Raw genomic sequence first — 16071 nt, 5'->3', positions numbered from 1 at the left:
GGAGACCCCGTGCCGCTCCCCGCCCACGTACGCCAGCACCGCTCCGGCGGTGTTCTGGAGAGCCTTCGCTCGATCCGCACCCAGCTACTCGCGCCGATCCTGGTGACGATCATCAGTCTGACCGTGCTCGGTGCCGCGCAGACCACCGCCGCGCTGGACGCCAGTGCGGACGCCGACCGGGCCCGTGTCCTCTCCGGCACCGCCACCGTCACCGTCCAACTGGTCCACGAACTGGAGCGGGAACTCGGCGAGACGGCGGCGCTGCGCCAGCGCGGCGGCACCGCCGGACGGCCACTCGTGGACGCCCAACGGCGCCGCGTCGACGCCGCCGTCGAGCGGTTCCGCTCCTCCGGTGAGCAGGCCCGGGAGTCCGTGCCCGAGCTGACGTCGGTGCTCGGCAGGGCCAGCGGTCAACTCGACCAGCTCTCCCCCAACCGTGCCCTGGCGCTGACCGGCACGGAGGCGGACGTGGCGTACGCGCGCACCGTCGAGTCGCTGCTGGCCGTCGCGGACGCGCTGCCGGCCCAGTTGCGGGACCCGGAGTTGGCCAACGCCGCCCGGGAGGTCGCCTCCGTCGCCACCCAGGAGCACCTGGCCTCCGTCGAACGTGACCTGCTGCGCGCCGTCTTCGTCCGGGGCCGGCTCAACGCCGGCGAGCTTGCCCGGCTTGGTTCGCTGAACGGCGCTCAGGAGCAGCGCGAGGCCGAGTTCCTCCGGATCGCGACCGACACGGCGAGCGATTCCTGGGCCCGGCTGATGACCGGCGGTGACGTGGAGGCGGCCCGCACCATGCGGGACGCGGTGCTGGCGACCGACGGTGGCGCCCAGGCGATGAAGACCGATGGCGACGCCTGGTTCGTGGCGCAGAGTGGCACCCTGCGCCGATACAACCTGCTCGGCCGTGAACTCTCCGAGGACCTCGACCGCGACGCCGCGGCGCTGGCCCGCGAAGCGCTGCGGACGGCCCTGCTCACCGGTGGGGTAACCATTGCCGTGGCGCTCGGCTCGCTGATCACGGCCGTGGTGCTGGCGATCCGGATCAGCCGGCGGTTGGGCCGCCTGCGGGCCGCGGCGTTGACCATGGCCAACCACGAGCTACCGGAGCGGATCACCGCCATCGCCGCCGGGGCGGAGCGCCCGGACGAGAGCGCCGCCGGCGCGGCCACCGCCGCGATCGCGCGTGGTCACGACGAGGTCGCCCAGGTCGCCGCGGCCTTCGGTACGGTCAGCCAGGCCACGCTGCGCCTCGCCGGCGCGCAGGCCGAGTTGCGCCTGGACATGACGCGGATGGCCGAGGCGCTGGCCCGGCGGATCCGCACCCTGATCACCCGCCAGCTACGGCTGCTTGACGACTTCGAGCGCGAGGAGACCGATCCCCGGATCCTCGAACGCCTCTTCGCACTGGACCACCTCGCGGCACGCCTGCGTCGCAACGGGGAGAACCTGCTGGTCCTCTCCGGCGGCGAGCCGAGCCGGGGGCACGAGGCTCCGCTGCACCTGGAGGACGTGGTCCGGGCGGCGGCCTCGGAGATCGAGCACTATCCCCGGGTGGAGTTGAACCTGCCGGCGGCCGGGGTGCAGGGCGCGGCGGTCGGCAGCCTGGTGCACCTGCTCGCCGAACTGCTGGAGAACGCCACCGTCTACTCCCCGCCGCACACGCCAGTGCTTGTCGACGGCCGGCACACAGTGGACGGGCTGTTGCTGCGGGTCCACGACCACGGGATCGGCATCCGGCCGGGCCGGTTGGCCTCGATCAACGAGCGGCTCGCGAGCCCAGCCATGATCAGCAGTGCGGCGGCCGGCAGCATGGGGTTGCACGTGGTGGCTCACCTGGCCGTCCGGTACGGGATCCGGGTGCAGCTCTACAGCACCAGCACCGGCACCATCGCCCAGGTGGAACTGCCCGACCTGCTGTTGACCCGGATCGAGACGCTCGCCCATCACCAGCCCGTGGCGGGTCGACCGCTGGCCGGACGGCCGGCGGCCTGGTTCCGGCCGATCAGCAACGCTGCCACCGGGGCACGGCCACTTGTCGCCGCCCAGGGCGCGGCGGGCGGGCAGGCTCGCGGCGTCGCCGCGGTACCGCCGCCCGGCGGAGGGTTTGCCGGCGCTGCTCCCCTGCCGCCGCCGACTGCCCCGCCGGCCCCGCAGCTCACCGCTGGCGGGCTGCCCCGTCGCAGCCGCGGTGACTCACTGCCCACGCAGTTGCCCACGCACCTGCCCCCACCACAGTCCCCCGTCAGCGAGTCGGATCTGCTCGATCCCGAGGTGGTCCGGCGTCGCCTCTCCGCCCTCGCCGAAGGCGTTGCGAGCGCCGCCCGCTCCAACCCGTACACGACACCCACCGGGAGAATCCGATGACCCCACCCGTGACAACAGGCCTGGACTGGCTGCTCGCGAACTTCGTGGACCAGGTTCCGGACGTGTCGCACGCCCTCGCGGTCTCCGAGGACGGGCTTCGACTGGCCGCCTCCCCACACCTCTCGGTCGACCAGGTCGACCAGCTCGCCGCCGTGATCAGCGGACTGGCGAGTCTGACCGTCGGCGCGGCTCGGCTGATGTCCGCCGGCCGCGTACGCCAGCAGATCGTCGACATGGACGGCGGTGTGCTGCTGGTGATGGCGGTCGGCTCACGCGCGCTGCTCGGCGTGCTCGCGGCGCCCGGCTGTGACCTCGGCCAGATCGGCTACGAAACCGCGACCCTGGTGCAGCGGGTGGCCGAGGCCCTGGAGCCGGCGGCCCGCCGGTGACCACACGAGTGCGACGGCTGGGGGCGGCGCTGCTGTTGGCAGTGCTCGTCGCGGGTTGCGGCGGCGAACCGTCCACGTCGGACGCCTGGCACGGCGGGCGGATCTTCCTGGCCACCGGCAACACCACAGGTGTCTACTACCAGCTCGGTGGCGGCTACGCGGACCTGATCAATCGGCATCTGCCCGGCTACGAGGCACGGGCCGAACCGACCGGCGCCTCGGTGGAGAACATCAACCGCCTGGCCACCGGCGACATGGAGATCGCGTTCAGTCTCGCCGACACCGCGGCCGACGCCATCGCCGGAACTGGCGCGTTCGACGGGAAACCGCAGTCGGTCCGCGCGCTGGCGCGCATCTACAGCAACTACACCCACCTGATCGTGCGCGCCAACAGCAAGATCGGGACCGTCGCCGATCTTCGGGGCAAGCGGGTCTCCACCGGCTCGCCGAAGTCCGGCACCGACATCATCGCCGGCCGGCTGCTCACCGCGGCCGGTCTCGATCCGGACCGCGACGTCCAACGCCTCACCCTGTCGCTGCCCGAGACGGTCAAACAGATGCGGGCCGGAAGCCTGGACGCCATGTTCTTCTCCGGCGGTCTGCCCACCCCGGGCATCAAGGACCTGCTCGGCAGTTCGCCCGGCGCGTTCCGGCTGCTGCCGCTGGACAACCTCCTCCAGCCGCTGGAGAAGGGCTACGGCCCTGTCTATACCACCTCGACGCTGAGCGCCGACGTCTACAAGACGGCGAGTGACGCGCCCACCATCACCGTCGCGAACGTGATCCTGGTCAGCGCCGACATGCCCGACGGCCTGGCGTACGACCTCACCCGGACGCTCTTCGAACACCAGGCGGAGCTGATCGCCGTCCATCCCGAGGCAGCGAACTTCACCCGGGCCAGCGCCGCGCTGAGCGAGCCGATCCCGTTGCATCCCGGTGCCAACCGCTACTACCGGGGGAGTTGACCGATCGAGCGTTCGCTCACAGGTCGCCCGGGGCCGTGGCGGCGCGGGCCACGCCGACCAGGCGGTCGGTCTCGGTGAGCAGGGCCTCGTCGTCCGCCGGGGTGCCGGGATCCAGGCGGACCGTCCAGGTGAGACCGTCGGCCCCGGACACACGGCGGGCCGCGACCCGCGCCGCTCCGCCGGGCACCGGCTGGTGCTCGGTGTACGCGACCGAGCGGGTCACCCGCGCCCGCACCTGGTGCGGCAGCTCACCCGGGTCGAGCAGCAGACAGGTCTCGGCCGGGCCGTCGGCGACAACCGTGTAGCCGTCGCGCTCGACGACTGTCTCGGCGGGCGTGACAGTCAACTGCCGGCCGGACCAGACGGCCTTGAGGATGGTGTGCCAGCCGAGCCGATGCCCCCGACCGGGCAGCCACAGCCCGAGGTTGCTGGCGACCACCACCCCGTCGCCCTCGCCGTTGCCGGCGGCCGCCCAGGCCAGCACCCGCTCGTCGGGGGTCAGCGGCGGCCGGCTGGCCGGTGGCAGCTTCGGTTTGCGGCTGAACAGTCCCATCTAGAGGCCTCCCGCAGCCTGCTCGCGTAGCGCCCGCGCGTGCTGCTCCAGGGACAGCAGCTCACCGAAGGCGGCGAAATACTCGTCCTTGTTGTTGACCGGGTTGATCCGCTGGATGCGCGACTTGATGTCGCGGATGCGGGAGGTCACCGACCCGAACTGCACCCGGGCCATCGTGATCGACACGTAGCGCGGGTCCGCCTCGCCGTCGATGCGCAGCGGCTCCACCGCCAACTCGCCGACGAGCGCCGCCGCGGCCAGGTCGTCACAGGCGTCCCGGACCGACTCGATCCAGACCGCCCCGCCGGTCGCCGACACGGCACCACCGGCCGCCGCGATGGCCGCCCGCACCGCCACGTGCACCGGGTGGCGGTATTCGGTCGACTCGACCGCGTCGAACATGGGCCCGGCCAGGACGGGCTGTTGGAGGGCGAGCTTCAGCGCCTCCCGCTCGACCATCGACTGCGGGCTGTCCAGGGCCGGCTCGGGGCGAGCCGAGGCGGGCCGGGCGGCGGGGCCGGCGTCGCGGGTGCCGGGCGCCGGGGTGTTGGCGGCGGCGAGCACCGCCCGCTGCACCGGCTCGATCTCCATCCCGAGGTCCATGGCGAGCTTGCGGACGTACTCCGGGCGCTTTTCCCGGTCCTTGAGTCGCGCGACAAGCGGCGCGGCGTGACGCATGGCCTCGACCCGGCCGTCGACGGTGTCCAGGTCGAAGCGGCCGATCACGTGCCGCAGCGCGAAGTCGACGAGCGGCTCACGACGGGCGACCAGGTCACGCACCGCCAGGTCGCCCTTGGCCAGCCGCAGATCGCACGGGTCCATGTTGTCGGGGCTGACCGCGATGAACGTGCGCCCGACGAACCGCTGGTCGTCCTCGAAGGCCCGCAGTGCGGCCTTCTGGCCGGCCGCGTCACCGTCGAAGGTGAAGATGATCTCGCCGGCCACCTCGTCGCTGTCGAACAGGAGCCGCCGCAGCACGGAGATGTGGTCCGCCGCGAAGGCGGTGCCGCAGGTCGCCACCGCCGTTGTCACCCCGGCGAGATGGCAGGCCATGACGTCGGTGTAGCCCTCGACGATGACCGCCCGACCCTGCTTGGCGATCTCGCGCTTGGCCTGGTCGATGCCGTAGAGCACGTGCGACTTCTTGTAGATCGGCGTCTCGGGGGTGTTCAGGTATTTCGGGCCGTCGTCATCGTCGAAGAGCTTGCGCGCGCCGAAGCCGATCACGTCGCCGGCAAGGTCACGGATCGGCCAGAGCAGCCGACGGCGGAACCTGTCGATCAGGGTGCCGGAGCGCGACTCCCGGGACAGCCCCGCCGTGACCAGCTCCTGGTGGGTGAAACCCTGCTGGCGCAGGTGCTTGGTGAGCAGGTCCCAACCCTCCGGGGCGAAGCCACAGCCGTAGCGCTCGGCGGCGGCCCTGTCGAAACCCCGTTTGGCCAGGAACTCCCGGGCCGGCCGGGCCCCGGCCGTGCTGAGTTGCGCCCGGTAGAACTCGACGGCGGCGGCGTGCGCGGCGACCAGGCGCTGCCGTTGGCCCTGCTGCGGGCGGGGGCGTGGGGTGCCCCGGTCGTCCTCGATGTAGCGCAGTTGGATGCCGGCGCGGCCGGCCAGCCGCTCGACCGACTCGACGAAGCTGAGGTGGTCGGCGTCCATCAGGAACTTGATCGCGTCGCCGCCGGCCCCGCAGCCGAAGCAATACCAGACGTTGCGGGCCGGGGAGACGTTGAACGACGGGCTCTTCTCGTCGTGGAACGGGCACAGACCCTTGAGGTTGCCGCCACCGGCGGACTTGAGGGTGACCGTCTCGGAGATCACATCCCCGATCGAGGTGCGTTCCCGGACCAGTGCGATGTCCTCGTCCCGGATCCGCCCAGCCATGTGCCACCCCCTCGACGTACATCCTGCCCTGCCGGACCGACGACACGCCGGCCGGGGGATGCCGGTGTGGCGGCGGCCGCTGCCGGCTGGGCGGTTCCGGCCCGCCGGCCGGGCCCGCACGGGGACCATGACCAGATGCGCAGGGTACGCACCGACGCCCTCCACCTGCCGAGCCGGCTGGCCGCCCGGGTGGGGCTGCGTGGGCAGACCCCGCAGACCGACGATGCCGGCCACCGGCACGCCACCTGGTTGGAGCTCTTCCTCGACCTCATCTTCGTGTACGCGTTGGCGGCGGTGGTGGCCCGCCTCGGCAACGAACCGGCCCCGTCACCGACGGCCGTGCTGGCCGTGATCGGGCTCTTCGTGGTGATCCAGTGGGCCTGGTTGGGGCAGGTCTACTACGACACCCGCTTCGATCCGGACGACGCGCCGCACCGACTGCTGGTGCTCGTCGCGTTGGTCGGCGCTGGCGCGATGACCCTCGGCGTCGACGAGGTCCCGGAGAGCGTGCTGCTGCCGGTCGGCTACCTGATCGTGCGGGGTGTGCTGCTCCTGCTGTACCTGCGGGCCCGCCCGACCAGCGCGATGGCCCGCCTGGTGACGACGATCTACCTGATCGGCTTCGGGTCGGGCTGGCTGATCTGGCTGGTGTCGCTGACCGTGCCCACCGGGCTGCGCCCGGTCCTGTGGATCGTCGCGATGGTCATCGAACTGGCCACGCCCTGGGTCGGGGCGCGGTGGCTCAACCGCTGGCCGGTGGACAACCGGCACCTGCCGGAACGCATCGGCCAGTTCACCATCATCGTGCTGGGTAGCGCGCTGGCCAGCCTGCTCTTCGCGGTGCCGGACCACCCCCCACCCCACATGATCCTCACCGCCGCGATGGCCTTTCTCATCCCGGCGGCCGTCTGGTGGGTGTACACCACATTCGTCACCACCCGCCTGCTCCAGAGTCGGCTGCGCGGCGGGCAGGCGTACAGCTACCTGCACATCCCGCTCGGCGGCGCGCTGCTGCTGCTCGGCTGGTCGCTCGGCCAGGTGGTCCGGCTTGTCGACGCCAACGCGGCCCGGCTGCCGCTGGAGCTGCGGCTGCTACTGGGCGCGTCGATGGTGGTCTGGACGTTGTGTGGCCTGGCCCTGTACTGGCTGTGGACCCGACCGAGCCGCGCCCGGTTGGCGATCGCCGCCTACGGGGTGCTCTCGGTCTCCCTGGTCACCGGGGCGGTGCACCGACCGAGGGTGCTGCTGTCGCTGCTCGCCCTGGCGGTCGTCGGGTACGCCGTGCTGCTCAGCCGACGGCTCGCCCGCGCCGGGGAGGCGAACCACACATCCGAGGGTTGAGCCGGCCCTCAGGCGGCGGTGGCCTCCTCGGCTGCCACCTGGCTGTTCCAGTCGGCCTTGGTGGAGCGCCACCCCTCGTCGTCCATGCCGCGCCGCCAGTAGCCGGAGATGGAGAGCCGGTCGAGGGGGATGCCCCGCTCGCCGCGCAACAGCCGGCGCAGGTCCCGGACGAAGGCGGCCTCGCCGTGCACGAACGCGTGCACCTGACCGGCCGGGAACTCCAACGCCCGTACCGCCGCGACAAGCGCCTCGCCCACCGGGCGGTCGCCCCGGTGCAGCCAGGTCAGCTCGACAGCGCCGGGGCTGAGCAGCTTCTGCTCGTCCGCCGGGTCGGCGATCTCCACGAAGACGTGGGCCGGCACACCCAGCGGCAGTCGTTCGCACGCCGCGGCGATCGCCGGCAGGGCGCTCTCGTCGCCGACCAGCAGGTGCCAGTCCGCGTCCGGGCTCGGCGCGTACGCCCCGCCGGGGCCGACGAAGTGCACCGGGTCACCCGGACGCAGCGCGGCGGCCCACGGGCCGGCCAACCCCTCGTCGCCGTGGTGCACCACGTCCACTGTCAGCTCCTCGGTCAGCGGATCCCACCGCCGCACGGTGTACGCGCGCAGCCGGGGCCACTGCTCCCGGGGCAGGTCCCGGCGGATCGCGGCGAGGTCCAACGGCTGCTGGTACGCGACACCGGGCTGCGGGAACACCAGCTTGATGTAGTGGTCGGTGAAGTCGCCCACCGGCAGGCCGGCCAGCTCGTCCCCGCCGAGGACGAGCCGGATCAGGTGCGGGGTGGGCCGCTCGGTGCGCAGCACGTGGACCGAGGTGACGTTCCTGGGGCGCTCCGTCATGCCAGTTAGGCTAGCCTAAGCTGACTCGTGATCGTTCGGCGGTGTGCCGCTACCGGCCAGTCGGGTGTGCCAGGTCACCGCGGCAGGGTCGGTGAGCGACGCGACCTGGTCGATCACCACCCGCAGTCGGGCGGCGTCATCCTCCGCCGCCCGCCACATCGGCGCGAAGATCGGATCGAGCCCGTCCGGCGCCCGCCGCAGCAGTGCGGCCACCAACTCGGCAAGCATCGTCCGCTGCCGTTCGTAGCGGCCCCGGAACCCGGAACGACGCATCACGTACCGCAGGGCGATGCCCTTGAGCAGCGCGCACTGGGCCCGGGCCAGCCTCGGCACCACCAGATCAGCGTCGTAGCGGCGGTGCGGGCCGGGGCCGGAGCGCTCCTCCGTGGCGGCCACCGCCGCCGACACGAACCGGCCGGTCAGCCCACTGGTGGTGGCCTTCAGCGCGACCTGGGCGCGGTGGCTGCCGTCGTAGCCGACAAGCGGGGCCAGCAGCGGATCGGCCAGCAGGTCCACAAGCACCCCGGCCAGGTCGTCCGCCGACTCGCCGGAGTACGCGGCGGCCACGTCGGCGCAGAGCGCGGCCCGCTCGTCGGCGTCCGCGAGCAGCGGCCCCAACGTCACGTACCCGCCGTGGATGCCGTCCTCCACGTCGTGCACCGAGTACGCGACGTCGTCCGCCCAGTCCATCACCTGCGCCTCCAGGCAGCGCCGGTCGCCGGGAGCGCCGGCCCGGATCCAGTCGAAGACCGCCGCGTCGTCGGCGTACACCCCGAACTTGCGCTGCCCCGGCCGGCGCGGCCAGGGATACTTGCCGATCGCGTCCAGCGACGCGCGGGTCAGGTTCAGGCCGGCGGACGAGCCGTCCGGGGCGAGCACCTTCGCCTCCAGCCGGGTCAGCACCCGCAACGTCTGCGCGTTGCCCTCGAAGCCACCGCAGGGCGTGGCCAGCAGGTCCAGAGCGGACTCGCCGTTGTGCCCGAACGGCGGATGCCCGAGATCGTGGGCCAGCCCGGCGACGTCGACCACGTCCGGGTCGCAGCCCAACCGGGCACCCATCTCCCGGGCGATCTGCGCCACCTCCAACGAGTGCGTCAGCCGCGTACGCAGGAAGTCGTCAGTGCCGGCGGTGTGCACCTGGGTCTTGGTGGCCAGCCGGCGAAACGCCGCCGAGTGCAGCACCCGGGCACGGTCCCGCTCGTACGGCGAGCGGCGATGCCCGGTGTCCTTGGGCGATTCCTCGACCAAGCGGGCGTCCGGCTCACTGCTCACGCAGGACGCAGAACTCGTTGCCCTCGGGGTCGGCCAGCACCGTCCAGTCGACGTCGCCCTGGCCGATGTCGACGTGCCGGGCGCCCATGTCGACAAGGCGCTCGACCTCGGCCTCCCGGTCGGCGGGGCGCAGGTCGAGGTGCAGCCGGTTCTTGCGCTCCTTGCCCTCGGTCACGAGGCCGAAGAACAGGGCGGGTGACCGGTCCGGGGACTGCCGGATCTCCACGCCGCCCGGCTTCTCGGTGACGATCTGATAGCCGAGCGCCTCGGCCCACCAACGGGCCAGTCGCGCCGGGTCACGGGCATCGACGGTGAGGCTCTCCCAGACGCTTGTCATTCAGTCACCTTTCCCGTTCGACGGCTTACGCAATCAGCCGTTTGCGAGCGAGCCAAGGTTACGCCCGTCCCGGCTGCCCGACGCGCCCCCGACGCGTCGACGAAGTGTCCACAACCGCCGATCGGCCCGGAGTTGCGGACCGATCGCCGTGCGTTACGGGCTCGCGGGCGGAGATGGCCAGCGGTAGCGTTCCCAGCGCGGAACGTGACCAGCCGACCGACACGCAGATCCGACCGGCAAGGGAGCAACTCGTGGACGCAGACACGGTGGTGGGTACGGAACTACGCGGGCTGCGCCGACGCCGACCCGAGGTCGCCGGGACGGTGCTGGCCGGCACCGACGGGCTGCTCATCTCCAGCGACCTGCCCAGCACCGACGCCACCCACCTCGCCGCGCTGGCCGCCGCCAGTTTCGGGCTCGGCCACCGGGTGGCCGACACCGTCCGGCGTGGCGAGTTCCGGGAGTCGGTGGTCCACACGACGGCCGGCTGCGTGGTGACCTACCCGGCGGGGCGCACCGCCCTGCTGACCCTGGTCACCGCGTCGGCACCGGACAACCTGGAGGAGCTGCACCAGGAGGCTCGGGCGGTGGCCCGACGGGCCGGTTCGGTGCTGGACACGCGGGTTGGTGGTGGCGGCGCCAGCGCGGTTCCGAATGGGCACGCGCCGCTCGCCGTGCGTACCCCGATGGCGACCCTGCCCGCGCAGTTGCGCCGCTCGGCCCGGCCGACCTGGCGTCGCCCGCCGATCTGATCGTCGGTGCCGGCGGCGGCCGGGCCGCCGCCGGCCCACGTCACCGGCTGTCCGAGCCGCCGGTCTCCACGACGGCCCGACCGGCCTCCAACCGGGCCACCGGCACCCGAAACGGCGAGCAGGACACGTAGTCCAGGCCGACCTCGTGGAAGAAGTGCACCGAGTCCGGGTCGCCGCCGTGCTCGCCGCAGACCCCGAGCTTCAGCCCGGGTCGGGCGGCCCGGCCCTCCTCGGCGGCGATCCGCACCAGCCGGCCGACGCCGTCGCGGTCGATCGACTCGAACGGCGAGATGCCGAAGATGCCCAGCTCCAGGTAGCGCCAGAAAAACGCGCCCTCGACGTCGTCGCGGGAGAAGCCCCAGCCCATCTGGGTCAGGTCGTTGGTGCCGAACGAGAAGAACTCGGCCGCCTCGGCGATCTGCCCGGCGGTCAGCGCCGCCCGGGGGACCTCGATCATCGTGCCGATCAGCACCTCGACGCCGCTGTCCCCGACCACCTCGGCGATGATCTTCTCGGCCTCGGCGCGGACCGTCTCCAACTCCTGCACGGCACCGACCAGCGGCACCATGATCTCCGGCTTCGCCACGCCACCGTTACGGGCGCAACCGACCGCCGCCTCGGCGATGGCCCGGACCTGCATCGCGAACAGGCCGGGAATGACCAGGCCGAGGCGCACACCCCGCAACCCGAGCATCGGGTTCTCCTCGTGCATCCGCCGGACGGCGGCCAGCAACGCCTCCTCCTTGGCCACGTCCTCGCCGCGTTCCTGGGCGACCGCCACGTTGACCGCGAGCTGCTCCAACGGCGGCAGGAACTCGTGCAGCGGCGGGTCGATCAGCCGGACGGTGACCGGCAGCCCGTCCATCTCCCGGAAGATCTCCTCGAAGTCGGCCCGCTGCAACGGCAGCAGCGCCGCCAGCGCCGCTTCCCGCTCCCCCGGGGCCCGGGCCAGGATCAGCCGCTCGACCAGCTCCCGCCGGTCGCCGAGGAACATGTGTTCGGTGCGGCACAACCCGATGCCCTCGGCGCCGAAGCGCCGGGCCCGGGCGGCGTCCGCGCCGGTGTCGGCGTTCGTGCGGACCGCCAGCCGCCGCTTGCCGTCGGCGTGCGTCATGATCCGGTGTACGGCCCGGACCAGCGCGTTGTCGATGTGCTCCGGGTCGAGGCTGCCCTCGAAGTACTGCACCACCTCCGACGGCATGACCGGCACCTCGCCGAGGTAGACCTTGCCGGTGGTGCCGTCGATGGAGACGACGTCGCCCTCGCTGACGGTCTGTCCGGCCACTGTGAACCGCTTCGCCGGCACGTTCACGTCGACCTCGTCGGCGCCGGAGACGCAGGTCTTGCCCATGCCCCGGGCCACCACGGCGGCGTGGCTGGTCTTGCCGCCGCGCGAGGTGAGAATGCCCTTGGCGGCGATCATGCCGTTCAGGTCGTCCGGGTTGGTCTCCCGGCGGACCAGGATCACCGACCTCCCCTCGGCGGCCAGCTCGACGGCCCGCGCGGAGGTGAAGACCACGGTGCCGGACGCCGCGCCCGGTGACGCGCCGATGCCCGTCGCGACCGGCTGGAACTCGTGGTCGAGCTGGAAGCGGGGGAACATCAGCTGGGCCAGTTGTGCCCCGTTGACCCGGTGCAGCGCCTCGTCCAGGTCGATCAGGCCCTCGTCGACGAGTTGACCGGCGATGACGAACGCGGCGGCGGCGGTGCGCTTGCCGACCCGGGTCTGCAACATCCACAGCTTGCCGCGTTCGATGGTGAACTCGATGTCGCAGAGGTCCCGGTAGTGCTCCTCCAACCGGGCCATGATGCCCAGCAGCTCGTCGTAGGAAGCCCTGTCGAGCTGCCCCAACTCCTGCAACGGCACTGTGTTGCGGATGCCGGCGACCACGTCCTCACCCTGGGCGTTGGCCAGATAGTCGCCGTAGATGCCCTGTGCGCCACTGGCCGGGTCACGGGTGAACGCGACTCCGGTGCCCGAATCGGGGCCGAGGTTGCCGAAGACCATCGTCACCACGTTGACCGCGGTGCCGAGGTCGGCCGGGATGCGCTCCTGGCGGCGGTAGAGCACCGCGCGCTCGGCGTTCCACGACTCGAAGACCGCCCGGATGGCGAGGTCGAGCTGTTCGCGTGGCTGCTGCGGGAACTCCCGACCGGTGTGCTTCGAGAAGATCTTCTTGTACGCGTCGACGAGCCCACGCAGGTCGTCCGCGTCCAGGTCCAGGTCGTCGTGCGTACCCTTGGCGCTCTTGATCTCGTCGAGCGCGTGCTCGAACTCCTCGCCCGGCACCTCGCAGACGGTCTTGCCGAACATCTGGATGAGACGGCGGTAGGAGTCCCAGGCGAACCTGTCGTTCTGACCCGCCTGCGCGGAGAGCCCGACCACACTCTGGTCGTTGAGGCCGACGTTGAGGACGGTCTCCATCATGCCGGGCATGGAGAACTTCGCGCCGGAGCGGACGGAGACCAGCAGGGGGTCCCGCGGGTCACCGAGACGTTTGCCCATCGCCCGCTCCAGCGACTCCAGGTGCGCCTCGATCTGAGCGGCGAGCCCGTCCGGCTGCCGGCCCGTCGCGAGGTACGCCTGGCAGGCCTCGGTGGTGATGGTGAACCCGGGGGGAACGGGCAGGCCGAGGTTTGTCATCTCGGCGAGGTTCGCCCCCTTGCCGCCGAGCAGGTCCTTGAGGTCCTTGTTGCCTTCGGAGAAGTCGTAGACGTACTTGTGGTCGACGGTTTCTTGCGCTGCCACCAAAGCCTCCACACACGCGCCGGACGGAAACTTAACGAAGGTTCAGGCCGAAGGTTAGGTGAGCGTCGGGTGACCTGGGACCGTTCGAGACAATTGGCACAGCCATCACGACTATCCGTGTTCGTACCGGTTTTTGGGAACGCTTCCATGCGCACCATCACGCATCCCGGCCGAGCGTCGTACGCTTGACGGCACGCCAGCCGGTGAACCTCACTTTTGCCATAACCGACGCGAATACACCCCCTCGGAGTCGCCGCCGTGTCGACCATCCCCTCCCCCACCCCCGCCACCGGCCCGGTGCCGCCCCCGGCGCGGGAGTCGGACGCGGTCACCCTGGCCGAGACCGCCGAGCGGGCCGCCCACGAACTGCTCGCCCCGCCGGCACCACTCCCGGCACCGCCGGCACCGCACCTCGCCCCGCCGGCACCGCACCGACTGGCCGACGTGGTGCCCGCTCCCGCGCAGGTCCAGCCGGTCCCGGCCGACGACTGGGTGCTGCCGGCCGAAGCGGTCATCGTGACCAGCGCCGACCCCGCCGCACTGGCCGTCGCCACGCAACTCGCCGAGCTGCTCCGGCCCGCCACCGGCTACCCGCTGCCGGTCACCCACGCCACCGCCCACCCGGCGCCGACCGCCGACTCACCCGCCCGTCCGGTGCCGACCGGTGGCGCTGCCGGGCCGGAGCCGGCCGGTGGCATCGCGTTGGTGCTGGACGAGGCCGCCGACCTCGGCCCGGAGGGCTACCGGCTCGACGTCGCCCGCGACGGAGTCCGCCTCACCGCCGTCACCGCCACCGGCCTCTTCCACGGCGTGCAGACCCTGCGCCAACTGCTGCCACCGGCCATCGAAAGCCCGACCCCGGTCGCCGAACGCTGGGCGTTGCCCGGCGGGACCATCACCGACACTCCCCGTTTCCCCTACCGGGGCGCGATGCTCGACGTCGCACGGCATTTCTTCACCGTCGAGGACATCCTGCGCGTCGTGGACCACCTGGCCCGCTACAAGCTCAACCATCTGCATCTGCACCTCACCGACGACCAGGGCTGGCGGATCGCCGTCGACTCCTGGCCGAGGCTGACCTCCGTCGGTGGGGCGACCGAGGTCGGCGGCGGCCCCGGCGGGCACTACACGAAGGCCGACTACCGGCGGATCGTCTCCTACGCCGCCGCCCGCCACATCACAGTCGTCCCGGAGATCGACCTTCCCGGGCACACCAACTCGGCGCTCGTCGCGTACCCGGAACTGGCACCGGACAAGATCGCACCACCGCCGTACACCGGCACCGAGGTCGGTTTCAGCTACGTCGACCCGGCCGACGAGCGCACGTACGACTTCATCACCGACGTGCTGGGCGAGGTGGCCGCGCTCACCCCGGGGCCGTGGCTGCACATCGGCGGCGACGAGGCGTTCAAGGTCAAGGGCGAGGTCTACACCGGTTTCGTCGAGCGGGTGCAGCGCATCGTGGCCGGTGTCGGCAAGACCGTCGTCGGCTGGCACCAGCTCGCACCGGCCGGGCACGTCGACGGGCGGGTGCTGCAGTGGTGGGGCACGAACGCCGACGACCCCACCACTGCCGACGCGGTCCGGCGGGGCGCCCGACTCATCGTGTCCCCCGGCAACCACGCCTACCTGGACATGAAGTACGCGCCGGACACCCCCATCGGGCACGACTGGGCTGGCCTCATCGACGTGCGCAAGGCGTACGACTGGGATCCGGGCGCACACGTCTCCGACGTGCCCACCACGGCTGTCCTCGGGGTGGAGGCCCCGCTCTGGACCGAGTCGGTCACCTCGCTGGCCGACATCGAGCTGCTGCTCCTGCCCCGACTCCCCGCCATCGCCGAGCTGGGATGGTCACCCCGGGCGACCCATGACTGGGCCGACTTCCGTCATCGACTGGCCGGTCAGGGCCCGCGCTGGGAGAGGGCCGGGATCACCTTCCACCGCGCGCCCGAGGTCCCCTGGCCGAACACCCCGACCATTCCCACCCAGCGCGACACGACGCACACCGAAACCGCCGACCTCTGACCCCCGCCCGGGCGCGTGGTCGCCGCAGACCGGCGTGATCGTCTCGGCTTTCCGGATGTCGGGGTGTCCCCGGCATCCGGACACCGCGATTTCCGTGAACCCGAGTCGATCACACCGCCTCGTCCGCCGTGTCGGCGTGGCCGAGTGGGCGCGGTGGGCGGTTTGTCGGGTTTAACCGCCGGTGTCGGGTGGTCGCGGCCACTCCGGGGACGGAATGGGGGGCCGGGCGGGGTCGTTATACCTGGCATGCCGCCGTAGCCTCCGGGCTCTGGTGTGCGGCAGCCCCCGGGAACACCCGCCGGGATGCCACGGTTACACCCCCGGCCCCCCAAGTGGCAGCGCCCGGGTCGAGGTGGCAGGGCCACCCCCGGATCAGCGTGGCGAAATACCCCGCCGCCCCGGATGGTTACACCCCCGAACGCCCGAGCAGGTCCCCCCCGGATCGCCGGCGTCGTCGCGAACTTCCCCGCACGGCACAACACCCCCCGCACACGTGTGCCGTGCGCTTTCCCCCGATGCAGAGGAGCACGCCATCATGCGTACCGATCTGATCCGCAAGACCGCCCTGACCGCCGCTGGCCTCGCCTTCACCGGCGGCGCCATC

11 protein-coding genes and 1 pseudogene are annotated in these 16071 nt (G+C 72.0%); 6 read left to right on the top strand and 6 right to left on the bottom strand.

Annotation, left to right across the window (positions count from 1 at the left end):
• Positions 1 to 9: 9 nt before the first annotated feature.
• The 3 genes from AB0A95_RS00060 to AB0A95_RS00050 are packed head-to-tail and all read left to right on the top strand — an operon-like array spanning position 10 to position 3715.
• Positions 10 to 2361 carry a nitrate- and nitrite sensing domain-containing protein gene (locus AB0A95_RS00060; protein WP_357553319.1) on the top strand — a complete coding sequence of 784 codons (2352 nt, stop codon included), beginning with the start codon at positions 10 to 12 and terminating at the stop codon, positions 2359 to 2361.
• The gene (locus tag AB0A95_RS00055) at positions 2358 to 2750 is read left to right on the top strand and encodes a roadblock/LC7 domain-containing protein (protein ID WP_357553318.1); all 393 of its coding nucleotides are present in this window, start codon (positions 2358 to 2360) and stop codon (positions 2748 to 2750) included. Before AB0A95_RS00060 ends, AB0A95_RS00055 begins: the two co-directional genes overlap by 4 nt.
• The gene (locus tag AB0A95_RS00050) at positions 2747 to 3715 is read left to right on the top strand and encodes a TAXI family TRAP transporter solute-binding subunit (RefSeq protein ID WP_357553317.1); all 969 of its coding nucleotides are present in this window, start codon (positions 2747 to 2749) and stop codon (positions 3713 to 3715) included. The genes AB0A95_RS00055 and AB0A95_RS00050 overlap by 4 nt, the downstream gene beginning before the upstream one ends.
• Positions 3716 to 3731: 16 nt before the next feature.
• On the opposite strand, the gene AB0A95_RS00045 is transcribed toward AB0A95_RS00050, so the two are convergent.
• Both AB0A95_RS00045 and dnaG read right to left on the bottom strand, forming a co-directional pair.
• Positions 3732 to 4268, bottom strand: coding sequence for a hypothetical protein (locus AB0A95_RS00045; protein ID WP_357553316.1), 537 nt, complete (start codon positions 4266 to 4268; stop codon positions 3732 to 3734).
• A pseudogene (dnaG, locus tag AB0A95_RS00040) lies at positions 4269 to 6171 on the bottom strand (DNA primase).
• 113 nt (positions 6172 to 6284) lie between these two features.
• Here dnaG and AB0A95_RS00035 point away from each other — a divergent pair.
• A complete protein-coding gene (locus AB0A95_RS00035; RefSeq protein WP_357553315.1) occupies positions 6285 to 7490 on the top strand; it encodes a low temperature requirement protein A in 1206 nt (401 codons plus the stop codon).
• Positions 7491 to 7498: 8 nt separating this feature from the next.
• On the opposite strand, the gene AB0A95_RS00030 is transcribed toward AB0A95_RS00035, so the two are convergent.
• From AB0A95_RS00030 to AB0A95_RS00020, 3 genes are read right to left on the bottom strand one after another with little or no spacing between them, the layout of a single operon-like run.
• Positions 7499 to 8329: a siderophore-interacting protein gene (locus AB0A95_RS00030; RefSeq protein ID WP_357553314.1), complete on the bottom strand. Its 831-nt coding sequence runs from the start codon at positions 8327 to 8329 to the stop codon at positions 7499 to 7501.
• 15 nt (positions 8330 to 8344) lie between these two features.
• Positions 8345 to 9601, bottom strand: a complete 1257-nt coding sequence (locus AB0A95_RS00025; RefSeq protein ID WP_357553313.1) for a deoxyguanosinetriphosphate triphosphohydrolase — start codon at positions 9599 to 9601, stop codon at positions 8345 to 8347.
• Positions 9591 to 9938, bottom strand: coding sequence for a VOC family protein (locus AB0A95_RS00020; RefSeq protein ID WP_357553312.1), 348 nt, complete (start codon positions 9936 to 9938; stop codon positions 9591 to 9593). The genes AB0A95_RS00025 and AB0A95_RS00020 overlap by 11 nt, the downstream gene beginning before the upstream one ends.
• Before the next feature lie 251 nt (positions 9939 to 10189).
• Between AB0A95_RS00020 and AB0A95_RS00015 the strand changes: the two genes are divergently transcribed.
• The gene (locus AB0A95_RS00015) at positions 10190 to 10690 is read left to right on the top strand and encodes a roadblock/LC7 domain-containing protein (protein WP_357553311.1); all 501 of its coding nucleotides are present in this window, start codon (positions 10190 to 10192) and stop codon (positions 10688 to 10690) included.
• 40 nt (positions 10691 to 10730) lie between these two features.
• Here AB0A95_RS00015 and ppdK read toward each other — a convergent pair whose 3' ends face one another.
• Positions 10731 to 13439, bottom strand: coding sequence for a pyruvate, phosphate dikinase (ppdK, locus tag AB0A95_RS00010; protein ID WP_357553310.1), 2709 nt, complete (start codon positions 13437 to 13439; stop codon positions 10731 to 10733).
• A gap of 258 nt (positions 13440 to 13697) precedes the next feature.
• Here ppdK and AB0A95_RS00005 point away from each other — a divergent pair, with 258 nt between their 5' ends.
• Positions 13698 to 15467 (top strand): beta-N-acetylhexosaminidase, encoded by a 1770-nt coding sequence (locus AB0A95_RS00005; RefSeq protein ID WP_357553309.1) that lies wholly within the window; start codon positions 13698 to 13700, stop codon positions 15465 to 15467.
• Positions 15468 to 16071: the final 604 nt, after the last annotated feature.

The sequence above is a fragment of the Micromonospora sp. NPDC049230 genome, from assembly GCF_040647875.1.
Lineage (GTDB): Bacteria > Actinomycetota > Actinomycetes > Mycobacteriales > Micromonosporaceae > Micromonospora.
The sequence above is the reverse complement of the archived record's forward strand: the minus strand, read 5'-3'. Positions and strand labels throughout refer to the sequence as shown.

What these genes read in the sequence shown, in the direction of transcription:
- AB0A95_RS00055 (WP_357553318.1), top strand. Translation starts at nt 2,358, where the DNA reads ATGACCCCACCCGTGACAACAGGCCTGGACTGGCTGCTCGCGAACTTC.
- AB0A95_RS00045 (WP_357553316.1), bottom strand. Translation starts at nt 4,268, where the DNA reads ATGGGACTGTTCAGCCGCAAACCGAAGCTGCCACCGGCCAGCCGGCCG.
- AB0A95_RS00035 (WP_357553315.1), top strand. Translation starts at nt 6,285, where the DNA reads ATGCGCAGGGTACGCACCGACGCCCTCCACCTGCCGAGCCGGCTGGCC.
- AB0A95_RS00030 (WP_357553314.1), bottom strand. Translation starts at nt 8,329, where the DNA reads ATGACGGAGCGCCCCAGGAACGTCACCTCGGTCCACGTGCTGCGCACC.
- AB0A95_RS00020 (WP_357553312.1), bottom strand. Translation starts at nt 9,938, where the DNA reads ATGACAAGCGTCTGGGAGAGCCTCACCGTCGATGCCCGTGACCCGGCG.